The sequence below is a fragment of the Pristimantibacillus sp. Z349TD_6 genome (genome assembly GCF_056173205.1).
The window spans coordinates 4717294-4735665 of the sequence record NZ_CM149662.1 but is presented as its reverse complement, the minus strand read 5'-3'; the positions used below and the strand labels follow the sequence as shown (position 1 = coordinate 4735665).

Annotated in this window: 24 protein-coding genes; all 24 read left to right on the top strand. The window is 45.1% G+C overall.

Annotated features, from left to right (window positions below; translation table 11 throughout):
* Positions 1 to 106 precede the first annotated feature (106 nt).
* The 24 genes from AC0VYE_RS20675 to spoIVA all read left to right on the top strand — a co-directional run bounded on the left by AC0VYE_RS20675 (position 107) and on the right by spoIVA (position 18350).
* Entirely contained in the window at positions 107 to 430 is a 324-nt protein-coding gene (locus tag AC0VYE_RS20675) for a hypothetical protein (protein ID WP_475442781.1), read from the top strand.
* Positions 431 to 633: 203 nt separating this feature from the next.
* Positions 634 to 1248 carry a genetic competence negative regulator gene (locus AC0VYE_RS20670; RefSeq protein WP_076271367.1) on the top strand — a complete coding sequence of 205 codons (615 nt, stop codon included), beginning with the start codon at positions 634 to 636 and terminating at the stop codon, positions 1246 to 1248.
* A 136-nt stretch (positions 1249 to 1384) separates the two neighbouring features.
* The gene (locus tag AC0VYE_RS20665) at positions 1385 to 2635 is read left to right on the top strand and encodes a Glu/Leu/Phe/Val family dehydrogenase (RefSeq protein ID WP_076271366.1); all 1251 of its coding nucleotides are present in this window, start codon (positions 1385 to 1387) and stop codon (positions 2633 to 2635) included.
* Positions 2636 to 2650: 15 nt separating this feature from the next.
* The gene (gene prsW, locus AC0VYE_RS20660; RefSeq protein WP_076271365.1) at positions 2651 to 3346 is read left to right on the top strand and encodes a glutamic-type intramembrane protease PrsW; all 696 of its coding nucleotides are present in this window, start codon (positions 2651 to 2653) and stop codon (positions 3344 to 3346) included.
* A 74-nt stretch (positions 3347 to 3420) separates the two neighbouring features.
* Positions 3421 to 3582 carry a hypothetical protein gene (locus AC0VYE_RS20655; RefSeq protein ID WP_179089937.1) on the top strand — a complete coding sequence of 54 codons (162 nt, stop codon included), beginning with the start codon at positions 3421 to 3423 and terminating at the stop codon, positions 3580 to 3582.
* A gap of 103 nt (positions 3583 to 3685) precedes the next feature.
* Complete coding sequence (ypeB, locus tag AC0VYE_RS20650; protein ID WP_475442780.1) at positions 3686 to 5038, top strand: germination protein YpeB; 1353 nt, start codon at positions 3686 to 3688, stop codon at positions 5036 to 5038.
* Positions 5039 to 5096: 58 nt separating this feature from the next.
* The gene (locus AC0VYE_RS20645; protein ID WP_076271363.1) at positions 5097 to 5753 is read left to right on the top strand and encodes a flagellar brake protein; all 657 of its coding nucleotides are present in this window, start codon (positions 5097 to 5099) and stop codon (positions 5751 to 5753) included.
* Between the two features lie 53 nt (positions 5754 to 5806).
* Entirely contained in the window at positions 5807 to 6004 is a 198-nt protein-coding gene (locus AC0VYE_RS20640; protein ID WP_475442779.1) for a hypothetical protein, read from the top strand.
* A gap of 171 nt (positions 6005 to 6175) precedes the next feature.
* On the top strand, positions 6176 to 6844 hold the full coding sequence (gene cmk / locus AC0VYE_RS20635; protein WP_475449668.1) for a (d)CMP kinase: 669 nt from the start codon (positions 6176 to 6178) through the stop codon (positions 6842 to 6844).
* Between the two features lie 3 nt (positions 6845 to 6847).
* Positions 6848 to 7426, top strand: coding sequence for a lysophospholipid acyltransferase family protein (locus tag AC0VYE_RS20630; RefSeq protein WP_076271361.1), 579 nt, complete (start codon positions 6848 to 6850; stop codon positions 7424 to 7426).
* Positions 7427 to 7507: 81 nt separating this feature from the next.
* Positions 7508 to 8743 (top strand): 30S ribosomal protein S1, encoded by a 1236-nt coding sequence (gene rpsA, locus AC0VYE_RS20625; RefSeq protein WP_475442778.1) that lies wholly within the window; start codon positions 7508 to 7510, stop codon positions 8741 to 8743.
* Between the two features lie 195 nt (positions 8744 to 8938).
* Positions 8939 to 9583 carry a YphA family membrane protein gene (locus AC0VYE_RS20620; protein ID WP_475442777.1) on the top strand — a complete coding sequence of 215 codons (645 nt, stop codon included), beginning with the start codon at positions 8939 to 8941 and terminating at the stop codon, positions 9581 to 9583.
* Positions 9583 to 10500 carry a YIEGIA family protein gene (locus AC0VYE_RS20615; protein ID WP_076271358.1) on the top strand — a complete coding sequence of 306 codons (918 nt, stop codon included), beginning with the start codon at positions 9583 to 9585 and terminating at the stop codon, positions 10498 to 10500. Before AC0VYE_RS20620 ends, AC0VYE_RS20615 begins: the two co-directional genes overlap by 1 nt.
* A complete protein-coding gene (locus AC0VYE_RS20610) occupies positions 10493 to 10672 on the top strand; it encodes a capping complex subunit for YIEGIA (RefSeq protein ID WP_076271357.1) in 180 nt (59 codons plus the stop codon). Before AC0VYE_RS20615 ends, AC0VYE_RS20610 begins: the two co-directional genes overlap by 8 nt.
* 77 nt (positions 10673 to 10749) lie before the next feature.
* The gene (gene der, locus AC0VYE_RS20605) at positions 10750 to 12072 is read left to right on the top strand and encodes a ribosome biogenesis GTPase Der (RefSeq protein ID WP_076271356.1); all 1323 of its coding nucleotides are present in this window, start codon (positions 10750 to 10752) and stop codon (positions 12070 to 12072) included.
* Positions 12073 to 12084: 12 nt separating this feature from the next.
* Positions 12085 to 12681 (top strand): glycerol-3-phosphate 1-O-acyltransferase PlsY, encoded by a 597-nt coding sequence (plsY, locus tag AC0VYE_RS20600; protein ID WP_475442776.1) that lies wholly within the window; start codon positions 12085 to 12087, stop codon positions 12679 to 12681.
* A 10-nt stretch (positions 12682 to 12691) separates the two neighbouring features.
* Entirely contained in the window at positions 12692 to 13726 is a 1035-nt protein-coding gene (locus AC0VYE_RS20595; RefSeq protein ID WP_475442775.1) for an NAD(P)H-dependent glycerol-3-phosphate dehydrogenase, read from the top strand.
* A gap of 81 nt (positions 13727 to 13807) precedes the next feature.
* Positions 13808 to 14083, top strand: a complete 276-nt coding sequence (locus AC0VYE_RS20590) for a stage VI sporulation protein F (RefSeq protein WP_076271354.1) — start codon at positions 13808 to 13810, stop codon at positions 14081 to 14083.
* A 136-nt stretch (positions 14084 to 14219) separates the two neighbouring features.
* Positions 14220 to 14399 (top strand): DUF2768 family protein, encoded by a 180-nt coding sequence (locus AC0VYE_RS20585; RefSeq protein WP_076271353.1) that lies wholly within the window; start codon positions 14220 to 14222, stop codon positions 14397 to 14399.
* A 55-nt stretch (positions 14400 to 14454) separates the two neighbouring features.
* Complete coding sequence (locus tag AC0VYE_RS20580) at positions 14455 to 14751, top strand: 2Fe-2S iron-sulfur cluster-binding protein (protein WP_076271352.1); 297 nt, start codon at positions 14455 to 14457, stop codon at positions 14749 to 14751.
* A 32-nt stretch (positions 14752 to 14783) separates the two neighbouring features.
* On the top strand, positions 14784 to 15398 hold the full coding sequence (locus AC0VYE_RS20575) for a nucleotidyltransferase domain-containing protein (RefSeq protein ID WP_475442774.1): 615 nt from the start codon (positions 14784 to 14786) through the stop codon (positions 15396 to 15398).
* On the top strand, positions 15386 to 15733 hold the full coding sequence (locus tag AC0VYE_RS20570) for a 2Fe-2S iron-sulfur cluster-binding protein (protein WP_076271350.1): 348 nt from the start codon (positions 15386 to 15388) through the stop codon (positions 15731 to 15733). Before AC0VYE_RS20575 ends, AC0VYE_RS20570 begins: the two co-directional genes overlap by 13 nt.
* A gap of 90 nt (positions 15734 to 15823) precedes the next feature.
* The gene (locus AC0VYE_RS20565; protein ID WP_475442773.1) at positions 15824 to 16576 is read left to right on the top strand and encodes a hypothetical protein; all 753 of its coding nucleotides are present in this window, start codon (positions 15824 to 15826) and stop codon (positions 16574 to 16576) included.
* 295 nt (positions 16577 to 16871) lie between these two features.
* The gene (spoIVA, locus tag AC0VYE_RS20560; protein ID WP_076271348.1) at positions 16872 to 18350 is read left to right on the top strand and encodes a stage IV sporulation protein A; all 1479 of its coding nucleotides are present in this window, start codon (positions 16872 to 16874) and stop codon (positions 18348 to 18350) included.
* Positions 18351 to 18372 lie beyond the last annotated feature (22 nt).

Here is an 18372-nt window from a genome sequence, read left to right as displayed (position 1 = left end):
AAGGATAAGGATGATTTCCTTATTTTATATGGAATGGCGCTTCTGCTTGTCGGTCAAACTAACAACTGAATACGCAAGATGAATTAGGAAAGAGGTGTTCGAGATCATGAGGTTAAGTGGCTTTTTAGTCGGTGGAATAATTGGCGCAGCAGCAACGGTATATATCTCGCGCAGAAAGCCTGGAGCAGTATCATGGGCAGCACATGCGTTTTCTGACGTTTGTTCCAATGTTGCACGCAATTCTGTTGCGAAAATGATGAGTAAATCTGTGAAGGGAAATGCGTCTGCGCTTTCCCCAAAGCATTCAGACGATACCGCCGTAAAATCCGAAGCCGCTTGGGGACAAATTGAGGCTATCGTAAACAGCGATCCCTCATTGAAGAAGGAAGCGGACAAGATCAAAGCGGAATCGTCAGCCTTTTCCCACTAAGTAAAGCAGCAAGCATGCAGAATCGTAGGGACGCAAAGCAGAAATGCGATGCGATCAAACGATTCTTTTTTTCGTTCATTATTAGTGCAATCAGTGAAAAGACATGATAAAGTAGTTACATAGCATGATTTGGTCAATTTGATCACATCTTACTTAGAAATTCATACGCTATTACAACAGATGCTGCAGAGGAGGATCCTGTCATGAAAATCGAACGACTGAGCCAGGATAAGATTCGGATTTTCCTGACGTTCGACGACCTGCTGGAACGGGGGATCCAGAAGGACGACATGTGGCGCGAAATTCCAAAAGTACACGAACTATTCAGTGAAATGATGGATCAAGCATATAGTGAACTTGGATTCGATGCCAGCGGCCCATTAGCGGTCGAAGTGTTTGCCCTCCCCGCTCAAGGTATGGTAGTGATTGTCACCCGTGGCAAAATGAACAGTCATGCAGGCGATAGGCCAACTGAAGATGACGACACGGAAGACGAAATATACGAGATGGAAGTGACGCTTGAGCAAAGCGATATTGTGATGTACTCTTTCCGCGATTTTGAGGATGTCATATCGGTTTGCAAGCAATTGCTAAGCTCTACGCTTACGGAAGACGGACGATTGTACTCCTATCATGGCAAATATATATTAGCGCTGGAACCTGCTCTTATCGAGGCTTCCAGGCATAACGCTGTTATTGCATTGCTCGCTGAATATGGTGAAGCAACATCGGTAACCTATGCCATGTTGGAAGAGTACGGAAAAGTGATTATACCCGAAACAGCGGTAAGGGAAATATGTAATCATTTTAATTTTTAATCAAATGTACACAGATAGAGCATCTGCAGGCTGATTTTGTCTGTACGATGCTCTTCTTGCATGTAGCATGTCATAATAATGGAATATACGAAGGAAAAGGCGCTCATATTAGATGTAGACAAAGGCGGTGAATGGAATGAGTGATAAAGAAGCAAACGATGTGTTGCATTCTACTCAGATTGTTATTGAAGAAGCGCTGCGCAGGCTTGGCTATGATCAGGATATGATTGATTTATTGAAGGAGCCCATGAGGCTTCTGACCGTCCGTATTCCAGTTCGGATGGATGATGGCAAAACAAAAGTGTTTACGGGCTATCGAGCACAGCATAATGATGCGGTAGGACCTACAAAAGGCGGTGTGCGTTTTCATCCAGCCGTCACTGAAAATGAGGTTAAGGCTTTGTCCATTTGGATGAGTCTAAAATGTGGAATTGCGGATCTGCCCTATGGCGGCGGAAAAGGCGGCGTTATTTGCGATCCAAGAACGATGTCTTTCCGAGAAATTGAGAATTTAAGCCGAGGGTATGTGCGGGCCATCAGCCAAATCGTAGGACCAAGCAAAGATATTCCTGCACCTGATGTGATGACAAATTCACAGATTATGGCTTGGATGATGGACGAGTATAGCCGCATTCGTGAATTTGATTCTCCAGGCTTTATAACAGGGAAGCCGCTTGTGCTTGGCGGGTCCAAAGGAAGAGAGACAGCTACAGCCAGAGGGGTCGTTATGATGATCCATGAGGCTTTGAACATGAAAAATATAGACATAAAAGATGCGCGAATCGTCATTCAAGGCTTTGGTAATGCTGGAAGTTATCTTGCCAAATTCATGCATGAGGCCGGTGCGCGCGTGATAGGTATTTCCGATGTGAACGCGGCGTTGTATAATAAAGAAGGACTCGATATAGAATATTTGCTCGATCGTCGAGATTCCTTTGGCAATGTAACGAACTTGTTTACGAACACAATAACGAATGCTGAGCTGCTCGAGCTCGATTGTGATGTGCTTGTGCCTGCGGCAATCGAGAATCAAATAACGGAACAAAATGCCCATCTCATTAAAGCAACCATCGTAGTAGAAGCAGCGAATGGCCCAACGACGCTGGAAGCTACGCGAATCCTGTCGGACAAAGGCATTTTGCTTATTCCGGATGTGCTCGCGAGCAGCGGTGGCGTCATCGTGTCCTATTTTGAATGGGTGCAAAATAATCAAGGCTATTATTGGGATGAACAAGAAGTGGATGATAAGCTGAAGCTTATGATGATAAGGGGCTTCAACCAAGTGTATGAAATACACCGCACCCGTAAGGTCGATATGCGTCTTGCAGCTTATATGGCCGGTGTACGCAAAATGGCTGAAGCTGTACGCTATCGTGGCTGGGTGTAAGAAAGTAGGGGAAGAATGCTGTTGTTTTCCGTTTTGACTGCGGCTGTTGCGCCAGGCGTTTCGCTGCTTACTTATTTATATTTGAGAGATCGTTATGAAGCGGAGCCTATCCACATGGTAGCAAGAATGTTTGTGCTAGGCATTCTTGTCGTTGTACCGATCATGGTTATTCAGCGGGGACTTCAGCTTTGGCTTGGCGATCACTCGCTCATATTTGCCTTTGGCGAATCCGCAGGCGTAGAAGAGTTCGTGAAATGGTTCGTACTGTATCATGTCATATACAACCATACCGAATTTGACGAGCCTTACGATGGAATCGTTTATGCATCAGCCATTTCGCTTGGCTTCGCAACCTTAGAAAATGTTTTGTATGCCATTTACTCGCCTGCTACGTTCGGCACGCTTCTCGTGAGGGCGCTGCTTCCCGTTTCTGGCCATGCCTTGTTCGGTATAATGATGGGCTATTATTTAGGGAAAGCGAAGTTTGCTCCAAAAAACAAAACCGTCTATTTCTTAGGCATTTCACTTTTGCTGCCAGTGCTTCTACATGGTACTTACGATTGGATCATGATTACGTTGCGCACAAATTGGATGTATTTTATTATTCCGTTTATGATCGTGCTTTGGATATGGGGCTTGCGCAAAATGAGTCATGCGAATGCACGGTCGCCCTTTCGATTTATGGTCCGTGAAGATGAGATTAAACTGTAGTCGATCCGTCCATACTTACATTATATTGTAATGCCTGAAATGATGGCGTTCGAATAATGGCTGAGGAGGGGCTTATGGAGGCTGCAAGAATTAAGGTAACGATTAGATGCAATCTATGCGGAGAAAAATTTGTGCTTCGCGGACGAAGAGAAAAAGATTCGATTGATACTGGCTTTAAGCAATGTATTTGCAACAATGCAAATGATCTGGAAATTGAAGAGCATAGCGTATTTTAGGGAAATAGATGCAGCAATGACAAATAAATAGATGGATGCATAAAGCTCCCTTGGGCAAACCAAACTAAAACCAGGTTTTGCACAAGAAAGGAGCTTTTGTATTATGTACCGTCGACTCAGTTCAATTCTATTTCCCATTATGACAGTGCTGTTTATCGGCGCTGCCTACTGGGGTTATCAAGAGCAACAAGAGAAAAACGCAGTTTTGATAAAGGCTGAAAACCAATATCAACGAGCGTTTCACGATTTGACTAACCATGTTGAGCAGCTGCATCAGCAATTAGGCAACACGCTAGCTGTTAACTCCACCTCACAAGCCTTTCATCGCAAAGGGCTTGTCAATGTATGGCGTTTAACGAGCCAAGCGCAAAATGAGATCAACCAGCTTCCTGTATCGATGCTTCCTTTCAATGAAGCAGAAGACTTTCTGTCGCGCATTGCAAACTTTGCATACAAGACATCTGTTCGCGACTTGACGAAGCAGCCGCTTTCGCCTGATGAATTCAAGACGCTTAAGACGCTCTATACGAATTCACAGGAAATATCGAAGGATTTGTCAAAGATGCAGAAGGATGTGCTGAACAACCGTCTGCGCTGGATGGACGCTGAAATCGCAGCTGCCAAAAACGCAAGTGACCCCAACATTATTATTGACGGCTTTAGATCGGTAGACAAGAAGGTAAGTGAATATCCAGAAATCAATTGGGGCCCTTCCGTTAGCAGCATGTATCAGAAGCGTACGATTAAAATGCTTGGCGGAAACATGGTGACCGCTGAAGAAATTAAAAAAGAAGCGGCTAAGTTTACTGATGTTCCTAATGCTGACATCCGTGTTGTTGAAAATGCGAAGGGAACTGAATATGCTTCGTTCTCAGCAACGGTGAAAGAAGGCAAGGACAGTACGCTTCAAATGGATTTTACGGAAAAAGGCGGCCAGCTTCTCTACTTTTTGAATTCTCGTGATATTGGAGAAGCGAAAGTGACTTTTGAAGAGGCAAAAGCATCGGCTGATTCCTTCTTGAAGAAACACGGATTTAAAGATATGAAAGCTATTAGCTACGACAAGTATGAAAATACAGGCGCATTTACCTATGTAGGTACGCAGAACGGGGTTCTTATTTACCCTGATAAATTGACCTTGAAGGTTGCTCTTGATAAAGGGCAGACGGTAGGCTTGCAAGCAAATGATTATGTGTATCAACATCACACTCGCAAGATACCTAGTCCAACGATTACAAAAGCTGAGGCAAGGAAGGCGTTAAATCCGGAGATGAAGGTGCAAACCGAACAATTGGCGATCATCTTCAACGATTTAGGCAAAGAGGCTCTTTGCTATGAGTATACGGGTAATATGAACGGTTCGATTTATCGCGTATATATCAATGCAGAAACCGGCACGGAAGAATCGATTGAGGAAATGTCTCACGCAGATTCTAAGGCAGCTTCTGACAAATAACGATATGGCTCCCCTCAAATCGACGTGTTATAATGACATGTAAATGGGGGGAGTCAATTTGTTGCCAAAAGTGAACCAAATGCTTTACTATCAGATCGCATCGTCAGACGAAGAGGAAGCAGCGATTGAATACAAGTCCCGTATTGCCGATGAGCAAGAGGACGGCTTACTAATAGAAGTTCCAATCAGCGAGAAATCAGGAAGGTACAAGCGCCTTTTTTTAGGAGATGAACTTTCTGTTTATTTTGTATCAGAGGATGGCATAAAAAATTATTTCGATTCACATGTCCTTGGATTCAAAGAGGATGGCGTTGTTAAACTTATAAAAATTCGCAGGCCTGAACTGGATCGCATTACTAAAGTTCAAAGACGCAGCTTCTTGCGCGTATCAGCTGAACTTGAGATTGCAGTTAAAATGTCAAGCAACATCCGGTTTGTATGTGAAACCGATGATGTTGGCGGTGGCGGAATCTCCTTTATTTGTGATGGGAAATGGCAGATCGCACCTGAACAAGTACTAGAGTGCTGGTTGCTAGTTCCGTTTAAGAACGGGACCATTGAACATGCTTTTTTCCGAGGGGAAGTCGTACGTGTTGTCCAGCTTGAATCCGGAAGGAAGCAGGCTATGATTAAATATGTGAGCATTAATGATTCAGAGCGGCAAAAGGTTATCAGGTACTGCTTTGAGAAGCAGCTGGAATATCGTAATCGCTGAATAACATTCGTTAATTATGGAAAACTACCCAGAAAGAGGGAGGGGTTATCCATATGACACGAAATCTGTTACATAAAAAAACAAACCGCCAAAAAATGATTAAGCTAACGGATGAAGTGAGCAGCGTATTGAAGAAAATCATCATTACGCTAGTTATTTTACTCGTATGCTCACAAGCAGCATTGCAAAATGATACGGTTAGATATTGGCTGACGGGTGTGGATCAGTGGGAAGGAACCCATATGAACTGACGCTCAGCTTTTGCATCTGCGTATATAGTGTGGTATAATTTTCACGTTCGCAGGCAAAGCCTGCTTTTTTCTTGAGAGGTTTGCGTCGCATTCTTACATGCATTCGGCCAGCCGTCTCTACTAAAAGGGGGTTGACCTTAGGTGGTGCATCACGAAGGTGACAGCGACCGTATGAACATTGCAATTGACGGGCCGGCAGGCGCGGGCAAGAGCACGGTTGCACGGAAAGTCGCCGAGCAGCTTGGCTATGTGTATATCGATACGGGCTCTATGTATCGCGCAGTAACACTAAGCGCCCAGCGAGCAGAAGTAAAGGTGGACCAGACAGCCAAACTTGCTGAACTAGTAAAAGCATTAGAGATTGAGCTTGAGCCTGGTGAACATGGCCAGTCGGTATTTGTGAATGGTGAAAATGTAACCGCATTGATTCGCTCGCGCGAAGTGACGCTTCAGGTGTCTCATATTGCTGCGAATGAAACGGTACGAGAAGTTCTTGGCGACTTGCAGCGCAAGCTTGCAGAGCGTAAAGGCGTCGTTATGGATGGCCGTGATATTGGTTCACATGTGCTGCCAAATGCGGAACTGAAAATTTTTCTGACTGCATCCGTTAAGGAACGGGCACTTCGCCGTTACCGTGAAATAGTGGATACCCAAACCATTACGCTTGCCCAATTGGAAGCGGAGATCGCTGAACGTGATCGTTTGGACGAGCAACGTGACATCTCGCCGCTCATATGTGCGAAGGATGCTATTGTACTCGACAGCACCGCCATGACAATTGATGAAGTAATTCATGCAATTGTGAAATTAAGCCGAACCAAATTGGCGGAGGCGAAGTAAACTATGTCATATCTTATTTTCAGGTTTCTCCTGCGTGTTATTTACACGGTGTTATTTCGATTAGAAGCTAGAGGCACGGAAAATATTCCAGCCGACGGACCAGTTGTCCTCGCTTCGAATCATTTGAGTAACTTTGATCCGCCTACGGTTGGAGTCAAGGTGAAACGCAAGGTTTATTTTATGGCGAAAGAGGAATTGTTTAAAGTTCCCGTATTTGGGCCTCTTATTCGTTCGTTTGGCGCGTTTCCAGTCAAACGTGGCGGTGTGAGCAAGGACGCTATCAAGTCTGCGATCACGTTGCTGAAAGACGGCAATGTCATGGGTATTTTCCCGGAGGGCTCTCGCAACAATCAATCTGGAGCAGCCAAGAAGGGTGCAGCCATGATTGCTGTTCGCAGCGGCGCAGCAGTCGTTCCTGTTGCCATTGTCGGTAAATATAGACCATTCAGCAAAATAATCGTTTGTTACGGCAAGCCTATTGATCTTACTGCAATTATTGAAGAATCATCGCCTGATATGCTTGAGCAAGTAACAGATGCCATTATGGCTCGCATTCGCGAGTTAGCTGCAAACAATCGTTAATTTATGTTTTAAATGCTGCTTTCGCTCTAGGCGCTTGCGGATTTAAATAAAGTTGGGGTTAGAACTGAGGAGGTTATTTCAATGTCAGAAGAAACTAATGTGCAAGAATCCGTGGCGGAAGAAGTAAGCCAAGACGCTTTGGATAATTTCGTGTCTTTGAAAAAAGGCGATTCCGTTAAAGGTACGATCGTCAAAATCGAAGATAACCAAGCTTATGTAAGCCTTGGATATAAATATGACGGTGTTATTCCGGTTCGTGAGCTTTCTGCAGTGCAGATTGAAAACGTAGCGGATGCTGTTCAAATCGGTCAAGAGGTTGAGCTTAAAGTTGTAAGCATCGACGACGAGAAAGAAAAGCTTGTTCTTTCAAAACGTCAAGTTGACGGCGAAAAAGCTTGGGATGTTCTTGAAAAACGTTTTGAAAGCGGCGAAGTATTTGAAGTTGCTGTTGCTGACGTTGTAAAAGGCGGCCTTGTTGCTGACGTAGGCGTTCGCGGATTTATTCCGGCATCGATGGTTGAGCGTCATTTCGTTGAAGATTTCGCAGGTTACAAAGGTCGCACGCTTCGCGTTAAGATCAAAGAAATTGATCGTGAGAACAACAAAGTGATCTTGTCTCAAAAAGAAGTACTTGACGCTGAATTCGAATCAAGCAAAAAGCAAGTTATTGCTGCGCTTGAAGTAGGTCAAGAACTTGATGGTACGGTTCAACGTCTTACACCATTCGGCGCTTTTGTTGATATCGGTGGCATTGACGGTCTAGTTCACGTATCCGAGTTGTCATGGCAGCATGTTGCACATCCGAAGGATGTTGTTTCTGAAGGTCAAGCGGTACGCGTTAAAGTACTTAAAGTTGATCCAGCTGCTGGAAAAATCAGCCTTAGCTTGAAAGCTGCTCAACCAGGTCCTTGGGATTCTGCAGGTGGTCAATTTGCAATTGGCGATATCGTAACGGGTACTGTTCGCCGCCTAGTTCCATTCGGCGCTTTCGTTGAAATCGCTCCAGGCGTTGAAGGTCTTGTTCACATCTCGCAAATCGCACACCGTCACATTGCTACACCTAACGAAGTTCTTCAAGAAGGCCAAGAAGTTCAAGCGAAAGTTCTTGACTTTAACCCTGCTGAAAAACGCGTTAGCCTAAGCATTAAAGAAACAGAAGAAGCGCCTGAGCAACCAGCTCCTAGCGCTAGACCTGATCGTGCACCACGTTCACCAAAAATCGAGAAAATCGATAACCCGAATGTAAGCTTGAGCAATGAGAGCATGAGCTACTCACTTGCAGAGCGTTTCGGCGACAAGCTTAAAAACCTTAAATAATATTTTTTTATATCAATCAAAAACGCCTTCAGCGTCCTCTGGATGCTGAGGCAGCTTTGACGGAGAAATGTAAGATAAGTAGAAGCAAATGATATACTTTCTTATATTTACAAAAAGGAGCTATTTCTGCGAAAACTCGCAGGAATAGCTCCTTTTTTTTGGTGCATAATAGGGGGTACAAGAGGTGAGATAACGTTGAATCCCGGATATATGTCGATTTGGATTATGATTATTATGTTTATCCTTATTACGACAGGCTGGAAGCCGTTTATAGCTCCCGATATTAGCCGTCGTATGCTGTCGCTTCTTAGCATTGCGTTAATCGCACTGATGGGTGTTTCGTTTTGGTGGAAGCCGTTACAAGGCCATATTCAGGTCGAGCTCCATATGAGTGTTTGTCTTCTATTGCTGTTAGGCATACTCGCATTTAAGAAAGCCGAGGATTGGAGTTATCTAGGGTACTTAATATTGTGCACAATAATGATTGCTGTCATATGGGGGTTCATCCGCAAAATGTATAGCTTTGATCCCGTTTTTCATTGGATTGATCCGAGCTGGGATGCTCCTTTGCTCTGTGGAATTTTTTGCGGCGCGTTTACCTTGCATGTAAAACATCAATTTGGGATGATCGTCTGGGGAGCGGTACTTGGCGAAACGTTAAACACTGCCCTTCAATTTGGAGCACACACCGCTCATATTGGCAATTTAGCTTGGTGGGACAGTTTTTGGATTGCGCTGGCTACAGCTATGACATGCAGTTTACTGCTAAAATCGGTTCGATTAGTGTTTTCCAAGCTCAGCGTAATACTTTGGCATATAAAGGGAGGACGTCCATCCTAATGCAGCATTTTCTTGTTGAAAACAAATATTTGGTCGGTGTTCTCCTTGGGATTGCCTTTGGGCTTATCTCACGCTTGCTCATGCTAAGAACGGATTATCGCCAGTATCCAACTTATCCTCATGGACGAATCATTCATATATCATTAGGTGTAATTGCAGCGGCATTAGGAGCTGTTGCTGTGCCGGCGCTGTTTAACAAAGATTACACTGCAATTACTTTCCTTACATTAGCTGCTCAGCAATTTAGAGATGTGCGAAAAATGGAACGCGAAACGTTGACGAAAATCGACAGCATGGAGCTGGTAGGACGCGGTTCGACATATATTGAAGGAATCGCCATGGTTTTTGAAGGGCGAAATTACTTAGTTATTATGACGGCATTGCTTACAAGTCTATTTGGGATATTAGTAAATATATGGGTAGGGATGATAGCGGGAGTTATCTCGCTATTAGTCGTTGAGAAGCTGAAATCAGGCAAAGCTGTCTCCCATATTGCTGAGGTGCAAGCCGCGAAGGTCCGAGTGGATGGACCGGATTTGTTTGTCGATAACGTTTATATTATGAACGTAGGTTTGAAGAGCAACCAAGAAATCATTGCAGCGCGTGGCATGGGGTTTATTTTGACTCCCTTCAATTCAAATGGCAAGGTTACTTTAAGCAATCTTGGTCAACGGCAAGCTATTCTTTACGATTTGGCTACGATTTTAGGGGTATATCGCGATGATGGAGAACCTGCTTTAATACCAATGGCGAAGCTGGATATGAAGGATGGGCGATTGGCTGTATTTATATTGCCACAGGAGTTGGATGCAGATAAAGGGAAAGCAGTTATCATGCGAGTGCCGATTTTGGAATCTGCTGTTCGCATGCCGACAGAAGCATCTGTGAACAAGAAAGGGGCAGAGGAAAATGGCTGAAATCTTAGCTGTGGTATCCATTCATGCAGATGCGGTTAGTGGCGGAGCTCCGATTTTTATTGCAGAAAATGTAGATAAATTGGAAGAAACCTCGTTTCTGCTCGAGAAGATTTTGGATGCGAGTGCGCATGATTTAAAGAACGGTACAATCATACTGGTCAATCACCGATAATATGAAAAGTTAGCCAAGAACGCACTTTTTTGCTATGATGGATAGCGTGAGTATTTTTGAAGGAGTGGAAAACAAACATGGCAAGACCCGTTATCGCTATTGTCGGTCGTCCGAATGTGGGGAAATCCACGATTTTTAATCGGGTCATCGGCGACCGTCTAGCAATTGTTGAGGATAAACCGGGCGTCACTCGTGACAGGCTTTATGGCACCGGAGAATGGAATGGAAAACCGTTCAGCATTATTGATACTGGCGGTATTGAAATCGATGGCGAAGATGAAATTATGAAATCTGTGCGTATGCAGGCTGAACTCGCAATTGAAGAAGCAGATGTAATTATCTTTATGGCGGATGCGAAAACAGGCTTGACGCATGCGGATGATGAAGTTGCTCAAATGCTATTCCGTTCGGGCAAGCCCGTTGTGCTTGCAGTTAATAAAGTTGATAATCATGGCCGCATGGATGAAGTTTATGAGTTTTATGGACTTGGCTTTGGTGAACCAATCGCAATTTCCGGCTCGCATGGGCTAGGTATCGGTGATTTGCTTGATGCTGCTGTCGCTTTGCTTCCGGATCTAACCGATGATGGCTACGATGAGGATGTCATCCGTGTTGCATTGATCGGCCGTCCTAACGTTGGGAAATCATCTCTAGTGAATGCACTGCTTGGCGAAGACCGTGTAATTGTAAGCAATGTAGCGGGTACGACTCGTGACGCCATTGATACACCTTTCGAGCGTGATGGGCAGCGTTATGTGCTCATTGATACAGCCGGCATGCGTAAACGCGGCAAAGTGTATGAGTCCACAGAGAAGTACAGCGTAATGCGTGCGATGAAAGCGATTGAACGCGCGGATGTTGTTCTAGTGCTGATTAACGGTGAAGAAGGCATCATCGAGCAGGACAAGCATATTGCTGGTTATGCTCATGAAGCAGGAAAAGCATCGATATTTGTTGTGAACAAGTGGGATGTCATCGAAAAAGATGAGAAGACGATGCAAAACTTCTCGCAAAATATTCGTGATCATTTCTTGTTCATGTCTTATGCACCGATCGTTTATTTATCAGCATTAACCAAAACACGTTTGCATAAGCTGTTGCCTGTTGTGAAGCATGTTTCTGAACAGCATGCAATGCGCATTCAGACTCATCTTCTTAATGACGTTGTTTCGGATGCAGTAGCGATTAATCCGCCGCCATCCGACAAAGGTAAACGTCTGCGCATTAACTATGTTACACAAGTAGCGATCAAACCACCGACGATTGTTGTTTTTGTCAACGATCCGGAAATTATGCATTTCTCGTATGAGCGCTATTTGGAAAATAAAATTCGTGCTGCATTTAATTTTGAAGGGACTCCTATACGCATATTCTCGCGTCGTAAGTCCGAAGAAGATTAGGGGAGAAGTAGCTTGTTATACGGAGTAATCGCGGTTGCTTTAAGCTATTTGTTAGGCTCAATTTCATTTAGCATTGTTATTGCCAAATGGGTGAAAGGTATCGATATACGTCAGCACGGCAGCGGAAATGCTGGTGCTACGAATACACTCAGGGTGATCGGCAAAGGGCCGGGCTTACTGGTGTTTTTACTCGATATCGGCAAAGGGATTGCAGCTGTATTTATCGGCCGCGCTCTTAGTGAAAACGACTGGATTCCAGTTTTGTGCGGATTAGCCGCAATCATTGGCCATAACTGGCCAATTTGGTTCCGCTTTAAAGGAGGCAAAGGCATTGCAACGACTGTAGGTGTTATTGCGACCCTTGCTTTCGTGCCTGCACTTTGTGCAGGAGCCATTGCCATTGCGACAATTGCTTTGACCAGATACGTATCGCTTGGCTCATTATTGTTTGCTGCTTTAACGCCATTATTTATTACTTTGTTCTATTATTCGGTTCCTTTACTTTGTGCAAGTCTTCTGATATGTATTTTTGCATTCGTACGCCATCGGTCGAATATTGTAAAGCTGTTTCAAGGAACGGAAAACAAGTTAGGTGCAAAGAAAGGGTAGTGAGCGTCGCATGACAAAGCTGGATTCATCAACAATGAAAAATGCGGCAGTGCTGGTTGCTGGAAGTTGGGGCACTGCTCTTGCTTCTGTACTCGCGAGAAATGGCTATCATGTAAAGCTATGGACGCGCAGTGCGGAGCAAGCGGAGAACATTAACCTCAGCCATGAGAATAGCAAGTTTTTGCCTGGTGTACAGCTTCCTGAGCTAATCCATGCAACTACGGACTTAAAGGATGCACTGCAGGATGCTGAGCTCGCTTTGTTCGTTGCGCCTTCTGGTGCAATGCGCGAGGTAGCTAAGCAAGCGGCACCGTTTCTATCGGATAAGACACTTGTTGTTCATGCAACAAAGGGCTTTGAGACAGATACTCTGAAGCGGATGACAACTGTACTTTCGGAAGAGCTTGGCAGGCCGATGGAGCAGCTTGTTGTTTTATCAGGACCAAGCCATGCTGAAGAGGTTATTTTGAAGCAGCCTACTACAGTAGTTGTTGCTTCAACTGATTTGAAAGCAGCTGAGCAAGCCCAGGATGCGCTCATGAATACGCATTTCCGAGTGTATACAAATCCGGATGTCGTAGGTGTGGAAGTGGCTGGAGCCATCAAAAACATTATTGCATTAGGTGCAGGCTTGACGGATGGGCTGCAGTTTGGCGACAATGCCAAGGCTGCTTTATTAACCCGTGGCCTAGCGGAGATCAGCAGGCTTGGAACGGCAATGGGAGCGAATCCGCTCACTTTTGCAGGATTAGCTGGCGTCGGCGATCTTGTCGTTACTTGCACGAGCAAGCACAGTCGAAATTGGCGTGCTGGCTACATGCTTGCAGATGGCACGCCTCTAGATGATGTGCTCACTCGGATGGGCATGGTCGTAGAAGGTGTTCGTACGACTCGTGCGGCTTACAGTTTAGCCAAAGAGTACGATGTGGAGATGCCGATTACGTTTCAGTTATATGAGGTATTGTTCGCGAACAAAGCGCCTAGGACTGCTGTTGAGCATTTGATGGGCAGGCTGCGGACGCATGAGATCGAAGAGTTAGGCTAAGGACCAGCGCCTACACCAATCTTCTTGCCTTCTCATATGATGCATGGAGCAATACACATGCGCATGCTGGAGGTGTAGAGTATGGCGAGGGATTTCTCCAAGGACATTCTTAATTCGATCAATAAAAAGACGGGCAAAGGAATTTCCGAGAGCTCAGTCAAAAAGCTTGCCAGCGGAGTTACAGCACAGACGATGACTGACGAAGCTGAGCTTCGCAAGCTGATTAAGCAAGTGTCGGAAGTGGCTAAGGTCAAGGTTACGGAATCTACGATTAATGATATCGTAAGAGCTGTCAAAGCCAGCGGCATGAGCGCCAGCAATATGGAAGCAATCATGAAAATGATGATAAAAAAATAAAAAATTGCGGCAAAAGCGTGGAACGCCCCGAATATTTTATTCGGCAAAGTGTTCTGTCAGCTTTTGTCCTTTTTTTTATGCGATGCTATAATGGGTGAGAATTCATTATGATATAGATTAGGAGAATGGAATTTCTATGGATGCTATGACAAAAATGTGGGTTTCGCTATTCGGCATTGGGATGATGGCGATTGCGGCCCTTTTAATTACGTTTGCTCGTTTGAAAACGAAAGGCGCAGTGAAATTTATTCTTTCGTTAATTGCATTTATTGTTCTAATCATTGGCTTTGTATGCGGACTTATATCCATTATTTAGAACTTATTACATAGGGGACGGTCGTTCACTAACAAAAGGGAGATTTTGACATACAATGATTGAATTAAAGGGTAGAACCAAAACAGCTGTTGTAAAAGCAGAAGAAGGCTTGTCGCTGCTTGATCATGCACTTAAGCATGAGATTGATTGGAGCTTCTCTTGCGCGAGAGGAACCTGTGCCCGGTGCCGCTGCTTGGTTACAGAAGGCATGGAGCATCTTGAAGGCATTACGGACGAGGAGTGGGACCGTCTTGAGCCGGAGGAGTTTGAAGAAGGCTACCGGCTCGGCTGCCAGGCCATCGTCAAAAGTGCTGATGCGAAAATCGCTGCAGCCAACAAGCCTTATTTTTAATGCATAAGCTACTGATGAAGGAAGTGCCGGCGATGTCAGAAAATGAACGCATTCATAAAGCGCTGGCTGCCGTTAAAAAAGCGACAGAATCAAGTCAGGCGCAGTGGATTGTTGGCGGAAGCGCCAGTCTAATGCTTCGAGGACTTGAACTTTCAAACAATCCGCGTGATTTGGACATTTATTGTGATGAAGAGAATGTAGAAGAAATTTATGATGCTCTCGAGCCTTTTGCCCAAGATCAACCAACATTAAGCGTGACAGATATGTATCGATCAACGCTTAGCCATTTTATTATACAAGGAATACAGGTAGAGCTAGTCGGCGGGTTCGAGGTGAGTGCTCAAGGCTGTAAGTATGAGACGATGGTTAATAAATTACTAATGCCTTTCTCAGAGCAAGTGCAGTTAAACGATGCTAATTATTCAGTAGCGATCGTTCCGCTTGCGCATGAGCTGTGGTTTAATTTTTTGCGAGATCGGATGGATCGCGTTGATCTAATCGTTCAAGCGATTGCAAAAGCGCCTGCTCAGCATGAGGGTGCATTCCTTGCGATTGAAACTAACAATGCATTCACCGCTGAGGCAAGGCGTACTCTTCATCAGCTATTGTCGTATGGAAAGGCCGGTGGCTTGTCATGGACGGAGTAGTTACTTTTTGGCCATTGGGCAAGAGCATTAAGGTGAAGCCGGGCACAACGCTGTTAGACGCTGCCAGACGTGCGAATATACCGATTCGCACACGTTGCGGGGGAAAAGCTGCTTGCTTCATGTGCAAGGTCACTGTGAGGCCGGGAAGCCAGCTGCAGCCGATTGGTGAGGTGGAGAGAAACAAGCTGTCTGGATTAGACGGAAATCATGAACGTTTGTCATGCCAAGCTAGAGTAGCTGGGAAAGTGGATGTGGAAATTCCACTAGATCCGCTGCGAGCGGCAGTTGCAAGGCAGCTTGCAAGGCAAGCAGAGGAAAACGATGATTTATGGTAGGCTGAATGACGAAGTAGGTTTGCTGCGCAAACCTAAGCATATCCTTACGAAGTAGGTTTGCTGCGCAAACCTTTAGGAGGTTACAAAAAAATGAACGGATTATTTATGGAAAGGCTGCCACGTTACATACGCCAGTTCGCAGCATTCTCTGCTTTAATTGTTTTGCTATTTGCTTTATCGGGGTGCATGTATCCAAAAAGTCAAATGAAGCAAAACCAAGTAGCTCCGAAAGAAGCTGTTCGTAATGTTCAGGCAGCGATTGATCAATATCAGTCCGAAACGGGTATGCTGCCCATGAAAAACAGCACCGCTGACACGCCGAAGTATGAGAAATTTTATATTGATTTTGGAGTGCTAAATCGGACAGGCTATATGTCGGATATACCTTCTTCTGCTTTTGAGAAAGGCGGCAATTACAGCTACCTTATTATTGATGAAGAGAGTAAGCCTAGAGTGAAGCTGCTTGATATTTTGGCATTTCAAAAAATTAATGATATTCAGAGCTGGGTAACTTCTTATATCCAAACAAACAGTGTCCTTCCAAAGGGCGAGCAAACATATCCAGGGTTTTATCAAATCGATTACAAAGCAATGAGCAAAACAGCCCCAACGATTCGAAGCGTGTTCTCAGGGCAAACGATTCAAGCAATCGTGGATGAGAATGGGGTAGTATTTTCCGATTACGGGATAGATATCATGCAATACATACAAAAGAGTGGAAAAAATGATTTTGAGGCAGATCTTGATTTGCGTACATTGCTCGTCGATGGATCAGACTTTGTCCCTGTCAAAGCTCCGGTCTATCACTTTGTAAATAACGAGCCGCAGGCTGTAAAACCTTAAATCCATGTTCATTCCTCAATAAGCTAGTTCCAAACCTCTCCTTGACTATCGTCTCGGAGAGGTTTTTTTGGCTATTTGGGTCATAGATTTGCTTTTTTTCTCATATAACTCAATCTTGGAAGGGAAGCCCCGCAGAGGCACAAAAAAAGATTTCATTGAAGGAATCGTCATAATCGGAAAGCTTGCACATAAGATGTTACTAGTCCAAAAAGCATGTACGAGTTGCGTCGCTGGCCTGCCCTATTGACCGGTGGATGGCGGCGAACCGGAAAAATCAATTGGGAGGGGATATTCAGTGGAGAAAGTAGATATTTTCAAGGACATAGCCGAAAGAACCGGCGGGGATATTTACCTCGGGGTTGTCGGGGCTGTCCGGACGGGCAAATCAACGTTTATTAAACGGTTTATGGAGACGGTTGTACTTCCGAACATTGCGAACGAATCAGACCGTGCGAGAGCCGTGGACGAACTTCCTCAAAGCGCCGCAGGTAAGACGATTATGACAACAGAGCCTAAATTTGTTCCGAATCAAGCGGTGCAGCTCAGGGTTACCGATGGACTTGAGGTAAACATGAGACTCGTCGATTGTGTTGGATATGCGGTTGAAGGCGCGAAGGGCTATGAGGATGAAAATGGTCCACGTATGATTACAACTCCTTGGTTCGATGAGCCGATCCCATTCCAGGAAGCGGCTGAGATCGGGACGCGTAAAGTAATTCAAGAGCATTCTACACTCGGTGTTGTTGTTACGACGGACGGCTCTATCGCAGAAATTCCGCGCAGCTCCTATGTAGTAGCAGAAGAGCGTGTCATAAACGAGCTGAAAGAAGTCGGAAAGCCATTTGTCCTCATTATCAACTCCACTCGTCCTAAGGGTGAAGAGGCGCTGCAATTGCGAAACGAGCTGCAAGCTAAATATGACATTCCAGTAATGACGCTTAGCGTAGCTACGATGGGTGAGGAAGAAGTCATCTCGGTATTGCGGGAAGTACTCTATGAATTCCCTGTCCATGAGGTAAATGTTAATTTACCAAGCTGGGTCATGGTGCTTAATGATCGGCACTGGCTGCGCAGCAACTATGAGAGCTCCGTTCGCGATACGGTTAAAGATATTCGCCGGCTGCGCGATGTGGACCGAGTAGTCACCCAGTTCATGGAATATGACTTCATCGCCAAAGCTGGACTAAGCGGCATGAATATGGGGCAGGGCGTAGCAGAAATCGACTTGTACGCGCCAGATGAGCTGTATGACCGTATTTTGATGGAAGTAGTCGGCGTTGAGATTCGCGGCAAAGACCACTTGCTACAGTTGATGCAGGAGTTCTCTCATGCCAAGAGGGAATATGACCGTTTTGCCGAAGCGCTGGAAATGGTCAAGACAACTGGATACGGCATTGCAGCACCGACACTTGCGGAAATGGCACTTGACGAGCCGGAGTTAATCCGCCAAGGTTCACGCTTTGGGGTTCGACTGAAGGCAACAGCACCATCCATCCATATGATCCGCGTCGACGTGGAATCGGAATTTGCTCCGATTATCGGCACGGAGAAGCAAAGCGAAGAGCTGGTAAGATACTTAATGCAAGACTTTGAGAATGATCCAATCAAGATTTGGGAGTCTGATATATTCGGTCGTTCCCTGCATTCGATTGTGAGAGAAGGCATTCAAGGCAAAATTGCAATGATGCCGGATAATGCCCGCTACAAGCTGCAGGAAACGCTCGGACGTATTATCAACGAGGGCTCCGGCGGATTGATTGCTATCATTCTGTAGTTGATCGATACTAGAATACGAA

Coding starts and splice junctions, on each gene's coding strand:
- AC0VYE_RS20595 (WP_475442775.1), top strand. CDS start 12,692: ATGACAAAGCTGGATTCATCAACAATGAAAAATGCGGCAGTGCTGGTT.
- cmk (WP_475449668.1), top strand. CDS start 6,176: ATGAACATTGCAATTGACGGGCCGGCAGGCGCGGGCAAGAGCACGGTT.
- AC0VYE_RS20575 (WP_475442774.1), top strand. CDS start 14,784: ATGTCAGAAAATGAACGCATTCATAAAGCGCTGGCTGCCGTTAAAAAA.
- AC0VYE_RS20610 (WP_076271357.1), top strand. CDS start 10,493: ATGGCTGAAATCTTAGCTGTGGTATCCATTCATGCAGATGCGGTTAGT.
- prsW (WP_076271365.1), top strand. CDS start 2,651: ATGCTGTTGTTTTCCGTTTTGACTGCGGCTGTTGCGCCAGGCGTTTCG.
- AC0VYE_RS20565 (WP_475442773.1), top strand. CDS start 15,824: ATGAACGGATTATTTATGGAAAGGCTGCCACGTTACATACGCCAGTTC.
- AC0VYE_RS20570 (WP_076271350.1), top strand. CDS start 15,386: ATGGACGGAGTAGTTACTTTTTGGCCATTGGGCAAGAGCATTAAGGTG.
- AC0VYE_RS20630 (WP_076271361.1), top strand. CDS start 6,848: ATGTCATATCTTATTTTCAGGTTTCTCCTGCGTGTTATTTACACGGTG.
- AC0VYE_RS20615 (WP_076271358.1), top strand. CDS start 9,583: ATGCAGCATTTTCTTGTTGAAAACAAATATTTGGTCGGTGTTCTCCTT.
- AC0VYE_RS20580 (WP_076271352.1), top strand. CDS start 14,455: ATGATTGAATTAAAGGGTAGAACCAAAACAGCTGTTGTAAAAGCAGAA.
- rpsA (WP_475442778.1), top strand. CDS start 7,508: ATGTCAGAAGAAACTAATGTGCAAGAATCCGTGGCGGAAGAAGTAAGC.
- AC0VYE_RS20640 (WP_475442779.1), top strand. CDS start 5,807: ATGACACGAAATCTGTTACATAAAAAAACAAACCGCCAAAAAATGATT.
- der (WP_076271356.1), top strand. CDS start 10,750: ATGGCAAGACCCGTTATCGCTATTGTCGGTCGTCCGAATGTGGGGAAA.
- AC0VYE_RS20665 (WP_076271366.1), top strand. CDS start 1,385: ATGAGTGATAAAGAAGCAAACGATGTGTTGCATTCTACTCAGATTGTT.
- AC0VYE_RS20590 (WP_076271354.1), top strand. CDS start 13,808: ATGGCGAGGGATTTCTCCAAGGACATTCTTAATTCGATCAATAAAAAG.
- AC0VYE_RS20655 (WP_179089937.1), top strand. CDS start 3,421: ATGGAGGCTGCAAGAATTAAGGTAACGATTAGATGCAATCTATGCGGA.
- AC0VYE_RS20585 (WP_076271353.1), top strand. CDS start 14,220: ATGGATGCTATGACAAAAATGTGGGTTTCGCTATTCGGCATTGGGATG.
- AC0VYE_RS20675 (WP_475442781.1), top strand. CDS start 107: ATGAGGTTAAGTGGCTTTTTAGTCGGTGGAATAATTGGCGCAGCAGCA.
- ypeB (WP_475442780.1), top strand. CDS start 3,686: ATGTACCGTCGACTCAGTTCAATTCTATTTCCCATTATGACAGTGCTG.
- AC0VYE_RS20670 (WP_076271367.1), top strand. CDS start 634: ATGAAAATCGAACGACTGAGCCAGGATAAGATTCGGATTTTCCTGACG.